The sequence below is a fragment of the Arthrobacter glacialis genome (assembly GCF_002909415.1).
Classification (GTDB): domain Bacteria; phylum Actinomycetota; class Actinomycetes; order Actinomycetales; family Micrococcaceae; genus Specibacter; species Specibacter glacialis.
Genome location: NZ_PPXB01000023.1, coordinates 1 through 18039, shown reverse-complemented (window position 1 = coordinate 18039; position 18039 = coordinate 1). Strand labels below are relative to the sequence as shown.

General features: G+C 58.5%; 16 protein-coding genes and 1 pseudogene. 12 read left to right on the top strand and 5 right to left on the bottom strand.

Going from position 1 to position 18039, the window contains the following annotated elements:
- The coding region (locus CVS28_RS19135) for a cytidine/deoxycytidylate deaminase family protein (RefSeq protein ID WP_479768597.1) at window positions 1-197 on the bottom strand (197 nt) is incomplete at its 3' end.
- Between the two features lie 1085 nt (window positions 198-1282).
- On the opposite strand from CVS28_RS19135, the gene CVS28_RS19125 reads away from it, so the two are divergent.
- Entirely contained in the window at window positions 1283-1789 is a 507-nt protein-coding gene (locus CVS28_RS19125; protein WP_243399981.1) for a GNAT family N-acetyltransferase, read from the top strand.
- Between the two features lie 409 nt (window positions 1790-2198).
- On the opposite strand, the pseudogene CVS28_RS19120 reads toward CVS28_RS19125, so the two are convergent.
- Window positions 2199-2402: pseudogene (locus CVS28_RS19120) on the bottom strand (Clp protease N-terminal domain-containing protein); the annotation flags it as partial.
- Window positions 2403-2594: 192 nt separating this feature from the next.
- Between CVS28_RS19120 and CVS28_RS19115 the strand changes: the two are divergent.
- From CVS28_RS19115 to CVS28_RS19105, 3 genes are all read left to right on the top strand, one after another.
- The gene (locus CVS28_RS19115) at window positions 2595-3131 is read left to right on the top strand and encodes a hypothetical protein (protein ID WP_133159209.1); all 537 of its coding nucleotides are present in this window, start codon (window positions 2595-2597) and stop codon (window positions 3129-3131) included.
- Between the two features lie 176 nt (window positions 3132-3307).
- Complete coding sequence (locus CVS28_RS19110) at window positions 3308-3784, top strand: GNAT family N-acetyltransferase (protein ID WP_165788215.1); 477 nt, start codon at window positions 3308-3310, stop codon at window positions 3782-3784.
- 152 nt (window positions 3785-3936) lie between these two features.
- Entirely contained in the window at window positions 3937-4821 is an 885-nt protein-coding gene (locus tag CVS28_RS19105) for a PhzF family phenazine biosynthesis protein (protein ID WP_207767589.1), read from the top strand.
- A 194-nt stretch (window positions 4822-5015) separates the two neighbouring features.
- Here CVS28_RS19105 and CVS28_RS19100 read toward each other — a convergent pair whose 3' ends face one another.
- Window positions 5016-5693: a GNAT family N-acetyltransferase gene (locus CVS28_RS19100; RefSeq protein WP_207797265.1), complete on the bottom strand. Its 678-nt coding sequence runs from the start codon at window positions 5691-5693 to the stop codon at window positions 5016-5018.
- 275 nt (window positions 5694-5968) lie between these two features.
- Here CVS28_RS19100 and CVS28_RS19095 point away from each other — a divergent pair, with 275 nt between their 5' ends.
- Window positions 5969-6457 carry an NUDIX domain-containing protein gene (locus CVS28_RS19095; protein ID WP_103482492.1) on the top strand — a complete coding sequence of 163 codons (489 nt, stop codon included), beginning with the start codon at window positions 5969-5971 and terminating at the stop codon, window positions 6455-6457.
- A gap of 74 nt (window positions 6458-6531) precedes the next feature.
- On the opposite strand, the gene CVS28_RS19090 is transcribed toward CVS28_RS19095, so the two are convergent.
- Window positions 6532-7545: a phosphotransferase gene (locus CVS28_RS19090; protein ID WP_103482491.1), complete on the bottom strand. Its 1014-nt coding sequence runs from the start codon at window positions 7543-7545 to the stop codon at window positions 6532-6534.
- A 686-nt stretch (window positions 7546-8231) separates the two neighbouring features.
- Between CVS28_RS19090 and CVS28_RS19085 the strand changes: the two genes are divergently transcribed.
- The 4 genes from CVS28_RS19085 (at window position 8232) to CVS28_RS19070 (ending at window position 13850) form a co-directional block, all read left to right on the top strand.
- Window positions 8232-8717, top strand: a complete 486-nt coding sequence (locus tag CVS28_RS19085) for a hypothetical protein (RefSeq protein WP_133159208.1) — start codon at window positions 8232-8234, stop codon at window positions 8715-8717.
- A 759-nt stretch (window positions 8718-9476) separates the two neighbouring features.
- Window positions 9477-9989, top strand: a complete 513-nt coding sequence (locus CVS28_RS19080) for a hypothetical protein (RefSeq protein ID WP_103482490.1) — start codon at window positions 9477-9479, stop codon at window positions 9987-9989.
- 710 nt (window positions 9990-10699) lie between these two features.
- Window positions 10700-11326, top strand: a complete 627-nt coding sequence (locus CVS28_RS19075) for a hypothetical protein (protein WP_133159207.1) — start codon at window positions 10700-10702, stop codon at window positions 11324-11326.
- 97 nt (window positions 11327-11423) lie between these two features.
- Window positions 11424-13850 (top strand): signal peptidase I, encoded by a 2427-nt coding sequence (locus tag CVS28_RS19070; RefSeq protein ID WP_243399980.1) that lies wholly within the window; start codon window positions 11424-11426, stop codon window positions 13848-13850.
- Window positions 13851-14163: 313 nt separating this feature from the next.
- Here the strand turns inward: CVS28_RS19070 and CVS28_RS19065 are convergent.
- A protein-coding gene (locus tag CVS28_RS19065; protein ID WP_423716428.1) for an IS3 family transposase occupies window positions 14164-15364 on the bottom strand; the annotation gives its coding sequence in 2 pieces (ribosomal slippage) (window positions 14164-15079 and window positions 15078-15364; 1203 coding nt in all).
- 317 nt (window positions 15365-15681) lie between these two features.
- Between CVS28_RS19065 and CVS28_RS19060 the strand changes: the two genes are divergently transcribed.
- The 3 genes from CVS28_RS19060 to CVS28_RS19050 all read left to right on the top strand — a co-directional run bounded on the left by CVS28_RS19060 (window position 15682) and on the right by CVS28_RS19050 (window position 17842).
- On the top strand, window positions 15682-16086 hold the full coding sequence (locus CVS28_RS19060; protein WP_103467530.1) for a nuclear transport factor 2 family protein: 405 nt from the start codon (window positions 15682-15684) through the stop codon (window positions 16084-16086).
- Between the two features lie 160 nt (window positions 16087-16246).
- Window positions 16247-17521 (top strand): DUF2254 domain-containing protein, encoded by a 1275-nt coding sequence (locus tag CVS28_RS19055; RefSeq protein ID WP_165788214.1) that lies wholly within the window; start codon window positions 16247-16249, stop codon window positions 17519-17521.
- Between the two features lie 135 nt (window positions 17522-17656).
- Window positions 17657-17842 (top strand): hypothetical protein, encoded by a 186-nt coding sequence (locus CVS28_RS19050; protein ID WP_133159206.1) that lies wholly within the window; start codon window positions 17657-17659, stop codon window positions 17840-17842.
- Window positions 17843-18039 lie beyond the last annotated feature (197 nt).

Genomic DNA, 18039 nt, shown 5'->3' with positions numbered 1-18039 from the left:
GCTGTAGCAGCGATCCCCATGACGACCAACTCGGCGCACGGTCCGCCCGTGAAGTGGTAAACATTCACAGCACGATGAATAACGCCGTTCGTATCCATCGCCGCAGCCGCGACCGTATGGTTTTTGTTTGCTCCGAGCGTCGCTGCCAGTTCTTCGGCTGCCGCAATGACTCTCAATTCTGATTCAAATGGGTCCATGAACAACAGTCTGCCGCACTGTGAATGTAATGCCGGCCATCAATCCCCCGCCATGCAGATGGACATTGAATGCAAATAGTTGTCTGCCCTAAGCATGTCACGCAAGACGTTCCCTCGCGGTGCATGCATTAACTGGTGTTCGTGGTCCAAGTCCCACGGCCTAGAGTCCTGAAATCCAACCGGCTTATGGGACAGTTTGAAGACCTCCGTACTGGATACTCCTTGCGAGACGCTTGGCACCTGGTTGGATTTAAGTTCGGCGGTATTTGATTCCTCGTTCGCGATAGAAAAGACCCACTCGCTCTGTTGACGAACGGCCCCGTCAGCTAGGGTGCCTACTATGGGACCATCGACACCACCCACGGCCACTACTGGTATCGACTTGAAATTTCGAGCCAAGAAAACGGCCCCGTCTCGCCTAGGGATACTTGGGTTGACGGCCCTGCTGATTGCAATATCAGGCTGCGCCAGCCTCCAACCCTCCTCGACCACGACCCCGTCTGCCAACTCGTCCTCCTCGCCAACCGCCAAGTTGGCCGCGCTCCCCGAGGCGAAAACAACCGTTGACTGCAAGTTGTCGCGTCCAACTGAAGACCCTCGCCCAAACCAGGCCGACGATCTGGCCCTAGGCCCGTTGCTCTACCCTGGGCTGATAGATTGGTATCCCCAAGCGCTCCCTGATGCGGTGAACGGGATCATCTTTGCAAAGATCGGGGCCCACCTCACACCGGGTGCAACGGTCACGGTCCCTATAGACCCCGAAGTCAGCAACTGGGCGAGCATCATTACGGAAGCCGGGCCACGGGCCGGATATCTGTCCGTGACGTACAAAAGCTGCCCAGCCCACCAGCACCCAGAGGGGTCCTGGTATGTCGGAGGGTTCGCCCTCAGGAACCAAAGTTCTGGATGCCTAGCACTCAACGTACAAGTACACGGGGAAGCTACTATCCGGCGGACCGTAATTTCCTTCGGGGACAAAGTCTGCACCTGACAGTTCAAGTATTTGTGTGTCCCGCAGCGGGTTCGGCTACGCCACACGATAAGCGCCGGGTGGTCATGTCCAGTCGAAGTGGGATGCTGGTTCTGTGGAATCAAATACAAACACCGATGCATCAGTCATTGACATTCATCCATACGGCCGCGCCGACGCGGCAGACACTATGGCGATCTTCCTTGCCGCAGTGACCGAAACCGCTGCCGCCGATTACTCACCAGAGCAGATTCAGGCGTGGGCACGGCCAGAAGCACGCGAACTATCCACCTGGCACGCCGCGATGCACGGGCGGAACAGTTACGTGGCGACCGTGGATGGAGAGCCAGCAGGTTTCTCCGACATAGACCCGCAAGGGTATATAGACATGATGTTCGTAGCCCCTCGCTACCTACGGCTCGGCGTGGCAAGGCAACTTCTCGGCCACGTGGAGTCCAAAGCACGCGCAGATCACCTGACGGCACTGACCGCCGATGTCAGCATCACAGCCCGACCCTTCTTCGAGCGCCACGGATTCGTCGTCGAAGCAAAACAACATCCTGTGATGGTCGGAGTGCAGCTAACGAACTACGCGATGAAGAAGAACCTACTCGGCAACTGATCCGCACCGGGAATCAGGCTTCTCCCAGCGGCAAGAGTCCCACTCAAGGTTCCGCTTGCGGGACTATCCTTTTATCTCGTTTTTTGGATAATGCCGGATAAAAACTGATGGAGCAGACACCAATCAGGACATTCCCCGTTCGATCATGCAATCGATGTTCAATCAGTTTCTGCAATGGCATCGCCTTGGCCATCCGCTGCCGGAAATCCTCAGACATCCCATTGATGGTCCCCGGCGGGATGCTCCTGGGCAGTCGAGTGTTCAGGCTGGCGCTCGGGCTCATCGCCGTTTCGACAGGTCATGGATACGACCGGCTTCGCCGTAAGTAAATATCGGGGCGGGGCCGCGATAGGAATGTGAACGTCGCGAATGCCCCTGAGGTATCCGATCAGTCGTCGTCGGCCCCATCGCCCTGGTAGCCGGCGAGTAATTGGATGACCTGATGGCGCACGCGGCCCAGGTCTGCTCCGAGCTTCACCAGCACCTGCGCAGCCACGCCTTCGCATTCGCGGATCAGTCCCAGGAGGATGCGCTCCGTGCCGATGTAATTGTGGTTGAGCATGCGGGCCTCTTCTTGGGCCAGCACAACAACGCGTCGGGCTCGATCATTAAATCGCTCAAATATTTCGCTACGCTCCTTGCTACTGCCTACTCCGATGCTACCCAGCAGCTGGCAAGTGTGAGCATTTCTTTCCGCTAAAGGTTCCCATGCGAGACGGATTCATTGACTGGCTGATCCACGCCGCAGTCGATCGACACCTTCTGGCCCCTAGCGATACGCTGCGTTCCGGCATAGCGTGGCAAGATGACATCCCCAGAACGGTTCATGAACGAAATTCCGCAGCCTGAAGCCATCGTTGACCTGGTCGAAGAAGCGATTCGACATCCTTGGCCCAAGAATCAGGCCGAAAAGAATGCCTTGTTCAAGCGTCTGGGATGGGGACAGGGAAAGAAGTCTCCCGCGAGCACTAATGATGCTCGTGACATCGCGGATCATTTTCACCTAGAACCAAGGGACGGCGGCCCTCCCATCTTCGCCACTTCGCGGGAACTTGACGGACTTATAGAATCAATCCATTTACAGATCCGGCTGGATTCGGCGCTGCCAGACCCCCAAGCAACCCAGTGCTTCGACGCCATTCTCCGTCAACTGACTAACCTCCACGGCGAGCCAACCATTCCATGGCACGGCCAGAGAGGCCTGCGGAAGATGTGGCACGTCAATGACATAGACATTGATATCACCTACAACGACAGCCGCAGCTCACTCACAATCGGCATTCAGGACGAACGGTCCTTCGCCGAAGTGGAAGCCTACGCCCGAGCCAACAGCGCGGAATGAATTCCGCATCCTTCAACGGCTCCTTCGCCATTCACACAGTGGCGCCCTCTGTCTCGCAGCAGGTTCGCCATACGGGAGGTTCATTGCGACTCATTGCCAAGGGTAGGCGTGCAGATTCAGGACCATGCAGTGACCTTGATAAGTTGGTGATAGCTCCTCCACCCCGAAAGGTTCCCATGCCGCACCCTCCCGCGATCACCCCGCGCCCATTCCACGAGGCTGACACGGCATTCTTCACCGGCAAGGCCTCCGACGAACGGGTGACCCGCTTCATCGGCGACGGCCAGCCCTGGGACGAACAAACCATCCAGGAACGCATTCGTGCGGCCCTCCAGGAAGACCCGCTCGACAGCATTGGCGCCTCGCGTTGGTTCCTGGCCGTCGAGGCAAATGAGCCTGTCGGCATCGTGGTCTCGTCCCGCAAGGACGCGGGTGTTGAAGTCGGTTACTGGGTCTCCCCTGACCATTGGGGCCGCGGCATCTCCGGGGCCATGCCCGACGCTGCCCTGGCCAGCATCCCTGACATCTACCTCACTCGGGAGCTCTTCGCTCGCGTGGACCCCGCCAACGCGGTCTCGACTAAGTTGCTCACCCGCCGCGGATTCCAGCTGGACACCCACCACGAAGGGCTTGACCACTACATCCTGGTCTAGCGGTCAAGCCCAGTAAGGCCAGCCCACTAGCCACCGCAGCACAACAAGCCCCTATCCCACATACGGCCCATGCGATCCGGCTGTTTCGCATTGCCCGTTGTCATCGGACAACGGCTGCAACATGCGCTGAACCGGGTCCGAAAGGAAACGCCATGCAGAGCAAATCAATAGCAACATCCGAAGAGCAACAGGAACAGGCCAGCAAGGTCGTGAAGGTCCCCCTGGTACAGATCGATGCGTTTGCCGATGCACTCTTCGAAGGCAACCCGGCAGCCGTCATGGCCCTGCCCGAGTGGCTGCCCGATGCCGTGCTGCAGCAGGCGGCGACGGAGAACAATCTCTCCGAGACAGCATTCTTGGTTAAGGACCTGCCCGCAGGAATCCAAGCTCCGAACTCGGCCCACCCGGCATACCATCTGCGCTGGTTCACTCCAGCCGTTGAAGTGGACCTGTGCGGGCACGCGACCATGGCCGCAGCCTCCTACCTCTTTGACGACGTTCATCCCCAGGCCGAGAAGCTGCATTTTCACACCCGCAGCGGCTGGCTCGCGGTGACCCGTCCGGCCGAGGGTCAATACACTATGGACTTCCCCTCCGAAGTCCCCGCGCCGGTTGCCATCGACCCTGACATTGCCAGGGCACTTGGGGTACCGGTGACCGAGGCATTGAAGGCCACTGACCACATTTACATGGTCGAAGACGCCCAAACTGTCATCGATCTGACACCGGATCTCGCATTCCTGGCTTCATTGCCGGTGCGCGGGACCATTGTCACAGCCCCGGGCACCGGAACTGACTACGATTTCGTTTCCCGCTGGTTCGGGGCAGAGGCCGGCGTTTCCGAAGATCCCGTCACAGGATCCGCCCACTGCCAGCTCGCTCCGCTCTGGGCCGAACGTCTCGGCAAACAGGAGATGCTGGCGCGTCAGGCATCGGCCCGCGGCGGAACCGTGCACATCGAGTTCGCGGGCGAACGCACAATATTGACGGGGCGATGTGTCCGTTTCATGGAAGGCACTGCGATCCTTCCTTGCTGAGGCCATTCCCCGGGCCGGGTTCCCTCTTAGAAGGTCAAATTCCCTGCCATCGATGTCGCGTGCCTAGGCCAGATTTGATGGCAGGGATCTTGATTCGACCGTCCCGGTTCGCGTTCCCCTTACAGGAAACCCGACGCCCTATACTCCAATCAAAAGTTACTTTATGTGCGTCGGATGCACAGCTAATCAGATGCCTAGGCGCGGTTGCTTCCGCTGCGGCTTGATTCCTCGCCTGCTTGATCGCAGGGGTAGCCTGACAGGTCGATCCAGTACCTGCGCTTGACGCCTATTTCGGTGCTGCGTATATCTTCAAGGACGCCACCGTTTTTCTCTATTGTTCGGGCAGATGGCAGGTTCTGTTCATCACAGGTAAGCAGTACCCGTGTCAGGCCCATGCTGCGGGCGTGAGGGAGGATAGCTTTGAGGGCCCAGGTCGCAATGCCACGTCCGCGAGCTGTTGGCCGGATGTTATAGCCAATGTGGCCGACCGCTTCGAGCATGATAGGTGTTAGAACGTGCCGGAGTTCGATTGCTCCGAGGTAGGTTTCGTGCTCCACTATCCAGAACCTGCTCGTGTTCACTTGCACCCCGCTGAACAGCATTGCAGGATCAGCTGGCATAGTCAGGCGTTTTATCCAGGCTTCGAAGTCCTTAGTCGTTTCGAACCGGTCGCCAGGACGGATGCCCGAGCCGTCCTGGTGACCGTCGGGCCATTCTCCCTTAGCTTCTACCCATGACCTATGAAAGGTGACGGCCGGGTCGGCAAGTTTGAGCATGAAACACAGCATATCAAGGTCCCCGCAGACATCCATTGACATCCATTGACATCCATTGACATCCATTGACATCCATTGACATCCATTGACATCCATTGACATCCATGATGCACGCCAGCGCACTCAAAGCGGCGAATAGTGAGAGATCGGATAACGAATTTCCCCAGCAGAAGTTTCTTTATGTGCGTCGAACGCATATTATCTGGACCATTAGCAAGATCTGTTTCACTAAACATGGACCACCGGAACTTGACTCGATCATGCCTGGGCGTCTTCATATCTTGTCCCGTATAGGGAGCACGGCCCATTCAAGGCTCGGCATCTGGAACTCGTCTGAAGATGCTCTTTATGACGTCCTGTAGGGTGACGGCATGACAGGTCCCCTTCTGCGCCACTCGGTAAGAGCTCTGATTCTCACTCCTGATCGTGATCTGCTGTTAGGCAGTCACGGAATCCCTGATGGTTTTGTCTGGGCCGCACCCGGCGGAGGGATCGAACCAGGCGAAACGCCGATTGAGGCGCTTACTCGCGAGCTTGAGGAAGAAATTGGACTCGACTTAAGTCTTCTTGAGCCACCTCTGGTTTGGCGCCAGGAAATCGTAGACAACTCCATATGCCATGGATATGAAGGCGTAGTCAATGACTACTTTCTGGTCGAGATTGATCGGTTCGAACCGCAAGGAGTCTGGAGTCCGGGGGCCCTGCTCAATGAGGGTCTCCATGATTTTTTCTGGTGGTCGTGGGAAGCAATTCAGAATGCCGGACCAATCCACCTTTTTTCTCCCCGCAACCTTGCAGAACTGTTCCCCTCAATCGGGCACGGTGACAATCTCCAGAAACCCTTGCTTCTGTCCGTCTAGTTCGTCCCGTAAAGCGTTCGGTTTGTGAAGCGCCATATTTCGATCCCCCGATTCAGTCCAGGGTTCTTCCGCCGTCACTCGCCTTCATTGTCCTCATTGTCCTCATTGTCCTCATTGAATGGATTGTCGATGGATGATGTCTGGCTGTGGGCGGAGATACGCTGTCGAAGCCAGCCCATGGCAGCGTCACCCTGCTGTTGCTGGAAAACTCGAACAGTCGGCAGGCCAAGCGGGGCCGGCCGCCGGGCAATGTCAATAAAATATGCTCCCAGCCCCGAAAGGAGACCATCAACGCTGCTCGCATCGGCCGTTGCAAACACAGGGTGGGATTGCAACACGGACTCCACATCGAAGATGGGGTCAAACACGCGTACGTTTACGAGAACCGTGAGCGCATCGAACCATCCCGAACCGACACAGGCCCAAGGCCAGTCCACGAGAATGGCCCCGTTGTCACGGGTGATCAAAACGTTGTCGGCCCGGACGTCGGTGTGAACCAGTGAATCACCGCCCAGATCCGACAGTCCAAGCTCTGCCAGGTGTTCCAAGCAGTCGAGGTTCCCAAGGATCCAGGGGTCACAGGATTCCGGGAGATCCGCGCGGATGCGGGCCCAGCCTCCAAACTCGTCGCTCAACTCCTGCGAAAGTTCCGGCAGATGTTCTAGACCTTGAGGAATTGGCATCCGGGCTAGACCCAGCAGTGCATCAAGCACAAGTGTCAGCTCATTGGTGCGCCAGGGTATGTGAGGGTGGTTGCCTTCCACATCGGAGAGGACTAGCGCTATCCAGTCTCCGTCATCGAATTTTCCGATCAGTGACGCCGCGGGTAGCGTGCATGGCAGAGCGGCAGTAATTGCTGCTTCTTTCCTATGGATGGCCGGCGAGGCTTCGTTCAAGGCCGGATTCACCGCCTTGACGAAGGCCCGGAGCCCGGCTGCTGTGCGTACCCTGTCGGCAGTTCCAGGGGAAAAGCCTCCCTGCTGACCCATTGATTCCACGACAGGTGATCCCAGAATCTGTTCGATGCCAACTCGCACGTGCTCGGGCAAGTCGGTCCACCTGATGCGGGTGCTCCATTCCGGTTCCATGACTCTAATTGTTCCTGCAACGACCCATGCGTGGTCGTCATCAACACGCCGCAACTGACTCGTTGAACTGCGCTCTGCACGATGACTATCGCGTTTATCTATGGAAGTGTCCGGTGAAGGTTCCCATTTTGGGAAACCCGACGCCCTGGACTCCAATCAAAAGGTTCCTGCAGACATCCATTGACACCAACGATGCACGCCAGCGCACTCAAAGCGGCGAATAGTGAGAGATCGGATAACGCATTTCTCCATCAGAAGTTACTTTATGTGCGCTGGACGCACAGGTGATCAAATGCCTCCGCGCGGTTGCTTCCGCCGCGACTGTCCCGTCTCATCTATAGTGAGCCTCGCTCACTACACCTGGACCATTAGCAAGATCTATCTCACTAAACATGGCCCACCGGAACATGACTCGATCATTCTTGGGCGCCTTCATATCTTGTCCCATATGGGGCCCGCTGACCGGGCTTTATTGCGGGCGAGCATACGGGAATCGGTGGGATGTGGATTAACGCGGATTCTGAGTCAGGAGAATTTTGTTACCGCTTGCGCCGGTGCCAGACCGGCTTACGGGACGCTTCTGAACTCCGATCCGGAAAGACCCCATACCGGACGCAGCGACTGCTCCTTTATAGCGATTCCTGGGCGGAGGGGTCCTCTTTCAGATGTGGCGCTAGTGTGGGCTAATGACGATGATTATTTCAGCCCCTGGTGATCTCATTATTGCGACCAGCGATGGCATAGATGTGCGTTTTACCGGCATAGATCCAACATTCACGCTTCCAGCAGGAGTAGGTGAAGTGCCAGGCGACCGCGGTGTTGTCGTGTACTTTGAGGGCGTGCCGTGCCTCGAGACCCGCAACCGGGATCATCACCATCTCAAGGAAATTGAGCAATGGGCGAAGCAGCGGAAACTTCACGGTACCGAGGCTGCCGGGCGATTTCCGATCATGCCCGGCGAGCCCGTTCTCAGCCGGGTTAGAGTGCGGATCACGGACGATGTCGGCACTGAATACCGCTGGGCGGGCGGGAAAGTGGCCGGTACCGGGACTGAGTGGGACGGGTGTTGGGGCTATGCCCCGGAACCGCCGATGCGTGCGCAACTCCTCAATTTTGAGTTCACCCTTGACGGTGAGCCCACAGGGAAGAGCTGTCAGATCCAACTCAAATAGGCTTCACCCTGATGTGCGCATTTAGATTCTGCCTCCCGGGAAGGGCTGGCACGGCCAGAGGGCGGGCTGCAGTCAACGTTGGCTGAATTGGACAGAACAAGGTTGCGCGACAAATCTGAACCACATCGCAGCAACGGTTACCGCTACGACGCGGCACTATTCAACAGCAACAATAGTCATGTCCGTCCCGCTCACGGTCCGCGTACGGGAGGTTTAAGAGCATTGCGTTGTGGTTGGATGAATCATGAGAGCTTACAGAAAACCTGTGTACGCGACGTCCGGGACCCGCCTGACTCAAGGGCTCAATTGGGTGACGAGCATATCGGTCGCTGGTTTGGCAGTATCAATGTTCCTCGCATGGGATAACCCGCTGCTTCCACCCATGTTGGGGCTTTCGTTGGTTCTCGTGTTCTTCGTTGGTGCAACAACCAGCATCACTGGGCTGGCTGCTGTTCGAATGAAGAATCCTTTGAAGTCATCCCCCAGTAAACGCTAGGGATGAGATCGCCAGAGATTCGCATGTCAGGATTCCCAGCTAACCACCGGCAATCAACAACTGGCTAGGGACGTTGGCGAGCGGGCGACGTTTTCGGAGCATAGACGTCCTCCGCTTGCGATCAGAGCAAGCAAGCATTGTTGACGATTCCAGCAATGGGAACTGCCGAGAAATCGATTGATTAGACCATGAAGCACTGAATCCGTCCCACTGAGGGTTCGGCTTGTGACCGGTCGCTCAGGGCGCCGAGGAAGGACGAGACCATGCGCGTGCTCTTTGACGGCCTAGTGTTCACGTCGTATGCGCAGATGACGCTGACGACGGGGATCGTCGAGCCGCCGATCCCCGATGGAGCGTTCATCGGTCAGGTGAACGGGCTGTGCGGGGCGACTGTCGCCGGGGCGCTGTTCCTCATCACGGGGACGCACACCGGCTGGGTTCCGGTGCGAGTCAGTCTATGGGACGACGCGCCCGACCTCGGCGAGTGGGAGGAAGTGGTCGAGGCGAGCCTTGTCCCTTCGGGCGAGGCCGCGTTCGCCGGCTGGGCGGACGACCCGGTTGTGCGCTTCGATCTTCCCGGCCCCAGCTACCGGGTTCGGTGGAACGCACGGGGCATGGACGCCGGCCATGCACAGTCCAATGCCGATGTCGAGCATCCCGCACCCGACTCTTACGAGCTGATGCTGTGGCCCGCGCCGCACTCCGCCGACGCGATTCTGCGGCGCACGGCGGCACAGGCCGCCTACTGGCACGACGAGGGATTCACTCGCCGCTAGCCGAGGGCACGTCCCGACTACTCCTGCAACACGGCAGGAATCAGCACCGGTCAGCAAAAGACTCCCCACCTAGCCTTCCCCCTACCGGCGGATGAGTACGGCAACCTCGCCGTGCTTGGATGAACTACGAGAGCTTGCAGAAAGACTGTGTAAGCGACATCGGGGATTCTGCTGGCTCTTGTATCAGTTGTTGGCGTTCCTCTGGTGTACCTCGGACCCTGGAGGTCCTGTCCGGAGGCTGACAACAATATGGGCTGCCCAGGAACCTCGGGTGATATCGGCCTACTTGGTGTTGCTGTTATCGTTCTGGCCGCTGGGATAGTGCTTCTGGCCATCTCAGTTTCCATGCGGAAGGAGATAGTTCCGTCCGATGCTGCCGGACCATTTGGGGATGTTATCTAGCTTCGCTGAAAGTTCAGTCCCGGAAATCCAGCGGCGGTCTACCGCCTGCTTTGCATTGTCCGGTCAGCGTTCCCCTTACAGACTCGGCAGGGCTGTGCATCCGACTTATTAAAATGACAGACCGGTCAACAGCCCCAATTTTTGCTCTGGAAAGGGCTTCCTAAATTGTTACGGGTATTGTCAGGTTGCGCGTCACCGCCGTAGATTGGATGTGTCATCGCTTGGGGGCATACAGATATCTGGGAAGGTCTGTTTGGCATACCGGGCGAGTAGATAAACTCCGTCGGTTCTAAGACAAGGTCTCATTCATGAAAACCCCCTCTTCGCGTACTCGCAAGCTCGCCATGTTCGCTGCCGCGCCGTTAGCTGTGTTGATTGCCGGTGGAATGGTCTGGCAGGGCTCCCAAGCCGCATTTACTGCCTCAACCCGTAATGCCGGTAGTTCCTGGAGCTCTGGCAACGTAACCCTTACCGACGATGATCTTGGTGCGGCCGCGTTTACGGTGGAGAACATTGTCCCGGGCCAGACTGGCCAGAAATGCATTGTCGTCACCTCTCAGTCCAACGTTCCGGGCGTGGTCAAGCCCTACACGCAGAACCTGATCTCCGCGAAGGGCTTGGAGAGCCGGATCTTCTTCGATCTGGAGCAGGGCACCGGCGGATCGTTCAATAACTGCACCGGCTTCACCCCCAACTCCAACGACGTCCCGGAGATGTCGATCGCTCAGTTGGCCGCAAACGTGCGGGACTTCTCCACCGGTGGATCCTCTTGGCAAGTTACTGGCACGCCTGGTGAAACCCAGAGCTACAGGGGTACGTGGCGCTTCGATACAACCGGCCTGAGCCAGGACGAGATCAACACCTTTCAGGGTGCGCGTGTAGGCATCGATCTTGTGTGGGAACTCCAGTCCGACGCCTCCCCCACAACCCCGTAGCCCGGAGGCAACGGGGTTGTAATCTGTGAACCGGGAGGAACCCGGGTCCGCCCGGAGACCTTCCCGGTGGGCCCCACTATTTTCCGCTGATGGTTGGGTGCTTTTTCTGGCGTCCCTGGCATCGCGGCTGTATCTGGGCGTGTTGCTGTGCCTTGCCCTCATCGCGGTACTACCGACTCTCTTCGGCTGGCACGGCACCGTGGTACAGAGCGGGTCCATGGAACCACATATCAGCGCCGGCGATGTGGTACTGGCGGCCGGTTTTGACGCTGCCCAAAAGGTCCCTGTGGGCGGCGTGGTGGAGTTCACCAGCCCGGCGGAGGCCGAGCCCAGCGGAGTGGAGAAAACGCGGCTGCACCGGATTGTCGCTGAGAATCCGGACGGCACCTTCGTCACGGCTGGTGATGCCAACGCCGAGGTGGACAGCACCCCACTCAAACGAGAACAGATCACCGGCCAGGCCAGGCTCCTCGTTCCTTTCGTCGGGCTGCCGGGCCTCTGGCTTGGACTCGGAAACCTTCCCGCACTTGCCTGGTGGAGCGTCCTGACGCTAATCGCCGTGGTACTGGCCGTTTTCTGGGTGCGGACACCGGATGAAGATGAGGAAACTGGCGACTCACCGGATGCCGCGGACGACTCACCGGAGGTGGGTTCCGAGAGCCCCTCAGAAGATGACGCCGCGTCTGCCCTACCCGCCCGCGCCCGCGCCCGCCATTTGAAGGTCAGCGCCGCCGTCGGCCTTGTTGGGGCTTTAACGGCTCTGGTGCTGGTCACCTCCACAACCTTCTCTTCGGCAGCATTCACGGCCGCCACGTCCAATACCGGGAGCACCTTCGGTATGGCAGCGGACTGGACTCCGCCGTCGGTCACCATCGCCAGCCCAGGGACAACGGTCAAGGCCAGTGTTTCCCTGACCGCGGTCGCCAGCGATGGTGAGACCGGCATCCGCAACGTGACTATCCAGTATCTGCAGCCCGGCGGCGCGTGGACCACACTGTGCACTCGGGAGGCGGAGCCCTATACCTGCCAGTGGAACACCCAGACTATGCCGGATGGCGCCTATAGCCTCAGGGCTATTGCTACAGACAACTCCGGCCTCACCACCACCTCGGCGACGGCTCAAACGACTGTGGCGAACTCGTTCGCCGTTATCCTTACGGCTCCCGAGGAAATCGTGCGAGGCAACACCATTCTGGGCGCAACTCTATACAACCCTGGCAGCACGGACTACTCCGTCCGGGTGGAATATTCCGTTGCTGGGGCCAACAAGTGGAACACGCTGTGCCTAACCGTTGCGGCCCCGTACCAATGCACCTGGGCCACCGGCACTTTCACCAACGACTTCTATGACCTCCGCGCAGTGGCCGTCGTGGGGCTCACGTCAAGCTACTCCGAACCCATCACCGACGTTCTGGTGGACAATGTGGCCCCTTCTGCGACCATGGGCGATCCCGGCTCACCGCTGCGGGGCGTCAGCACATTCACGGCCGTGGCCGCGGACGCCCAGTCGGGCATCAACCAAGTGCAGATTCAGTACGCCCGGACGGGCGCCAGCACCTGGACGCAGCTCTGCACTGTCACGGAATCACCATACTCTTGCCGGTTCGACACAACAGCTCTGGCGACCGCTCCCTACAGTTTCCGGGCCATTGCTACTGATGAGGCAGGCAACAGCACAACATCGACCCCGATCACCAACAGGTTGGTGGACAACACCGTGTCCTCGGTGTCGGTGGAGGACCCGGGGGCGTACCTGACGGGCAACGCAACCCTTAGGGCTGCCGCGAACTCGTCGGCCGGTGTGAGCACTCTCCGCATCCAGTCATCACCTGCCGGAACCAACACTTGGACTACTCGCTGTACCTTAGCTACGGCACCGTACTCGTGCGTGTGGGATACGCGGACCGCGTCGGACGGGCAGTACGATCTCAGGGCGGTCTTGACCGACGGCGCAGCCAAGGAAACCACATCTGCTGTTGTCTCTTCCCGGCGCGTGGACAACAGCCCGCTGCGCGGCGCAGACGTCCAGGCAGCCAACGGTTCAGGAATCCAAGGCCGGCTCGACGCCGGAGACACCCTAACCCTCTCCTACAGCCAGCAAGTTAATTTGGCGTCCGTCACTCCTGGCTGGGCTGGCTCGGCCCTACCTGTTACTGTGCGCCTCCGCGATGGAAACATTCAGGGATTGGGTACCGGCAGCAACGGCGACACAGTGGACATCCAGCGGCCCGGCAGCAACGTAAACCTCGGCTCAATAAACACGAAGGCGAACTTCGCCAAGACTAAAAAGACCGTCACGTTCAATGCCACCATGACGGCCAAAACTCTGATCACCGCAGGCGTACCCAAAACCGTTGTCACCGTTACGCTGGGAGCCCCCGCCAGCGGAGTCGGTAACCTCCGCACCTCGAGTACCATGGCTGCGATGGTGTGGACACCCACAGCGTCCGTCACCAACCCCTCGGGCCTTACTAGTTCCATCGCACCCGTAGCCGAATCCGGCGCCCTCGACCGCGACTTCTAACCAGCACGAAAGCGTAGACTTCAGTCCAATATGTATCCAAGACGAAGGGCTTTCGCCGAAGTGGAAGCTAACGTCCGCGACGACTAAGTGGGGAAAGAGTTTCGCATCCTTCAACGCCTCTCTCGCCACGACGTTTAGTGCATCGACTGTCCAGGAGCGTTCCCCTTACGGGAAACAAGACGCCCTGGACTCCTATCAAAAGGTTCCCGCAGACATCCATTGACACCAACGATGCACGCCAGCGCACTCAAAGCGGCGAATAGTGAGAGAGGCGCCCGTCAAGTTTTTGAGACAGTGTGATTGATTTTTCTTCTCACGCCGCTGCTTGTTCGATCTGATTCTGGTACGCGGCCAAGGCTCGTGCCGGCGGCAGTCCTTGGTTGTAGGAATGGGGCCGTCGCCGGTTGTACCGAGACTCGATGTACTCCATGACCGATGTCCTTGCCGACATGTGATTGCCAAAATCATGGTGGTGGTACATCTCAGCCTTGACGTGCGAGAAGGATGACTCGGCCACCGCATTGTCCCAACACACCCCGACCTCGCCCATGGACTGGGTAATTTTGTTCCCAGCACACCACTTCTGGAAATCACCAGAGGTGTACTTGCTCCCGCGATCCGAGCCGAAAATAGCCCCATCAGGATGAAGCCGGCCGTGATCACGGGCCATGGTGATGGCATCCACGATAAGCTCCGTGCGCATATGGGAAGCCATGGACCAACCCACCACCATCCGGGTCGCCAAGTCGATAACCGTGGCCAGATACAGCCAACCAGCACCCGTGCGCAGGTAGGTAATATCCCCGACCAGCTTCGTTCCCGGCACCGTGGCAGTGAAGTCCCTCTTGCCGTCGGCATCGAGCATATGGTTCTTGATATGTTCAGTCCTGGCAGCAGGATCAACGACCGTGGTCTTCTTCCACGCCCGCATCCGAACTGCCCGCAGGCCCTGCTTGTTCATAATGGTCCCAACCGTTCCCGAAGCGACGGGTATCCCTTCGTGGTCCAGAATCGTGGTGATCTGGTCCCGGCCGGCCCTGCCCTTCTCGCGCTTATAGACGCGACAAACATCCTCGGTGAGCTGCTTGTTGCGGGGCTGTGTCGGGGTCGGTTCCTGCGGCTTGCACCAGCGGTAATACGAAGACCTGGGAACCTTCAATTGCTGGCACATCCAGTCAATCTTGTAATGGGCCTTCTCCTGCCGATAAACGTGTAGTAGTCGTCTATCGTTGCTTCGCGGCGAAGAAGGCACTGACTTTTCCCAGGAACTCAATTTCCCGTTTCGGCTCGGCATTCTCGGCCTGTATCGCCTTGTATTTCGCCCACTCCACCGGGCCCGGCTCATCGGCGGCCGCTTCCGGGTGTTCTTCCTTCCACGCCCTTACCCAGTTCCCCAGGGCGCCATCACTGACACCAATTTCTTTCGCGACCTGAACGATCGGGGGGCCGGAGGAAATCAACAATTCAACAGCCTCGGCCTTGAACTCCGGACTGAACTTACGACGATTAGACATGAAACAGATTCTCCTAAACTCTGTCTCAATTCACCATACGGGCGCACTCACGAATCTGTAGTTAACTGAGACAAGGCCTCGAGCGCATGACGTCCCATCATCGGCCTAATGTCGGGCGGGGCAAACGCGGCACCCAGACTCGCGGTACGCGATGAAAGCCGCGACGACCTGGGAGCTCCCGCTAGACGTCCGGCTTATGAGACAGAAGACGTTGTGCTGTTTGGGTATCCGTCTAGGGTGGATGAAATGTCCATTTAGGCGTCAGTCGAACATCTATTAATCGAATATAAATTCGAGTACCCTGTTAGGGTTGGACTATGACTTCACAACCAGAGATTCAACCTGTTGTTAAACGCTATTTCGCAGCACTCGCCTCCGGTGACAACGATGCCCTCAAGGAGTGTTTCACCAGCAACGCGAAGTGGATTGCACCCGGTCGCCTCCCGAATTCAGGAACTTGGGAGGGGCCCGACGCAATCGTGGATGAATTTTTCCCGCTCGCCTCCGCTCAGATGACCCCAGGTTCGTTCTCTACAGAACTCGTGAGCGCGACTGTCGGTGAGGGGAATGTCGTCATCGAGTGGAAGTCCAGTGCGGAGACCACATCTGGAAAGGCTTACAAGAACTCATACATTGCCAATCTCATCATCTGTGATGACAGGATCAAAGAGGTGCGCGAGTACTTCGATACCCAGTACGGCGAAACCTTGTTCGCGTCCTGAGGTGCCTTGTCTTGAATGTGCACGGTCCCATGTCTGGTCACATATGGGACCGTGCACCCATTGGGGACCCACAACTTCGGTGTCCAGTAACGGTTCCCGATACCGGACACCGTAGTCGGATTCTCTGGTAGGTTTTCGCCCGCAGCAGTACCGTGAGGGGGTGAAGATCTCCCGATTCTTGACCAGCGTCCGTCAGAGCTTGTGGCTAGTGCCCGTGATATGCGTCGCATTTGGCATATTCCTGTCTTTGGTCACGATCGCTCTCGACCGCCATTTCGACTACAAGCTCATTCCCGAATCAGTCGTCGGCGGACCGGATGCGGCAATGGAGATTCTCGCGGTGGTCGCGGCGTCGATGATCAGCCTCGCCGCTCTCGTGCTGACCATCACCATGGTGGTCGTGCAACTTGCGATGGGCCAGTTCTCGCCGCGCATTGTGCAGCGCATCCTGCGGGACAAACCCAGCCAGTTTGCGATCGGCCTGTTCGTGGCCACCTTCGTACACTCTCTGCTCGCGCTTCGCGAAGTTGATCCCGGCAGTGAGGGTCAGGAAGGCACTGTACCGGGCCTCGCCGTGTTGACAGCATTCGTGCTGGTCGTTGTGAGCATTGCCGTTCTGGTCATCTACGTGCAGCATCTCGGCCAGACCCTGCGAGTTTCGGCTCTCATCGAACTCGTTGGTGACGATACACGCAAGCTGCTTGATCGTGTCTTCCCCGACAAAGGGGACGACGCAGCACCCACCGATGTCGCGAATCGTTCAATTGTCTCTCCCAAGTCCGGCGTCGTGACGACAATCGGTTACGAGCACATCATCGAGGAGGCGAAGCGGGCCGGATGCATTGTGGAACTGGTTCCTCGACTCGGTGAGTTTGTCCCCGCATCGGCTCCGCTATTTATCGTGCGTGGGGACGCACCGACCCTTGATGACAAGCGTTTGACAGAGGGAGTCGTGCTTAAGTTCGAGCCGACGCTCGACCAGGACGTTTCGTATGGTCTGCGGATGCTCGTGGACATAGCTGAACGCTCCCTGTCGGACTCGCCGTTCCAAGACCCATCGACTGCAGTACAGGCCATCGACCGACTGCACGACATTCTGCGACAACTCGCCCGTCGCCCGTTCCCCGACGGTCAGCACCGAGACGAAGACGGCGAGCTTCGACTGGTGGTGCGGGTGCTCGACTGGGACGGATTCGTTCACCTTGCCTTCGACGAGATCCGCATGGCCGGAGCAGGTTCGCCCCAGGTGGCCCGGCAACTTCGAATAGCGTTGTTCGATCTCAGGAGGATCGCGCTGACCGAACGCATCGCAGTCATCGACGAGCAAATCGATCTCCTCACGACGGCCACGATGGCGGTCATGGACGACGAGCGCGATGCACGAAGGACCTTTATCGATGACGAGAGAGCCGCCGATCGCCGCGACCACTCATGATGCCGACGCGGCGAGTGGAACCGTTAAGCATGATTTTAGCGCTGGCACCGACGAATGATCACACTGAATACGGCCGCGGCTAGGAGGCTGGCGACCGCAAAACGTCAGTGCGGGTTGATCGCGGAGGAACTCTGTGTGCTTCTCCCAGACGCCAGTGATGGCGTCGTGGTGACGGAGATCATCGACTGCATCGGAGAGGTGCTCGCCGGCGTCCTTGGCCATGTTGCTGGCGGTGCCAGCGGCGCCGAGAGCAGGTCCGTCACCTTGTCGGTGGCCTGTTTGACGGCGTCGTTTGGGTCGGTTGCCATGATCGGGTCCTGAGCTGTCATTGATCACCTCGGCGGCATTTGGTGCACGCCGCCGACTTGGTGGTCCGGCACAGACTTACTTACTTGGGCGCGAACCTGTCCCACACCCGGTGATGCGCCAGTAACTGCCCAATCCCTTCCACCACTTCACCCGGGAAGCCATGCACTATTCCAGGGGCGCCGGCGGCCACGCCCGCAGCCTCCAGTACA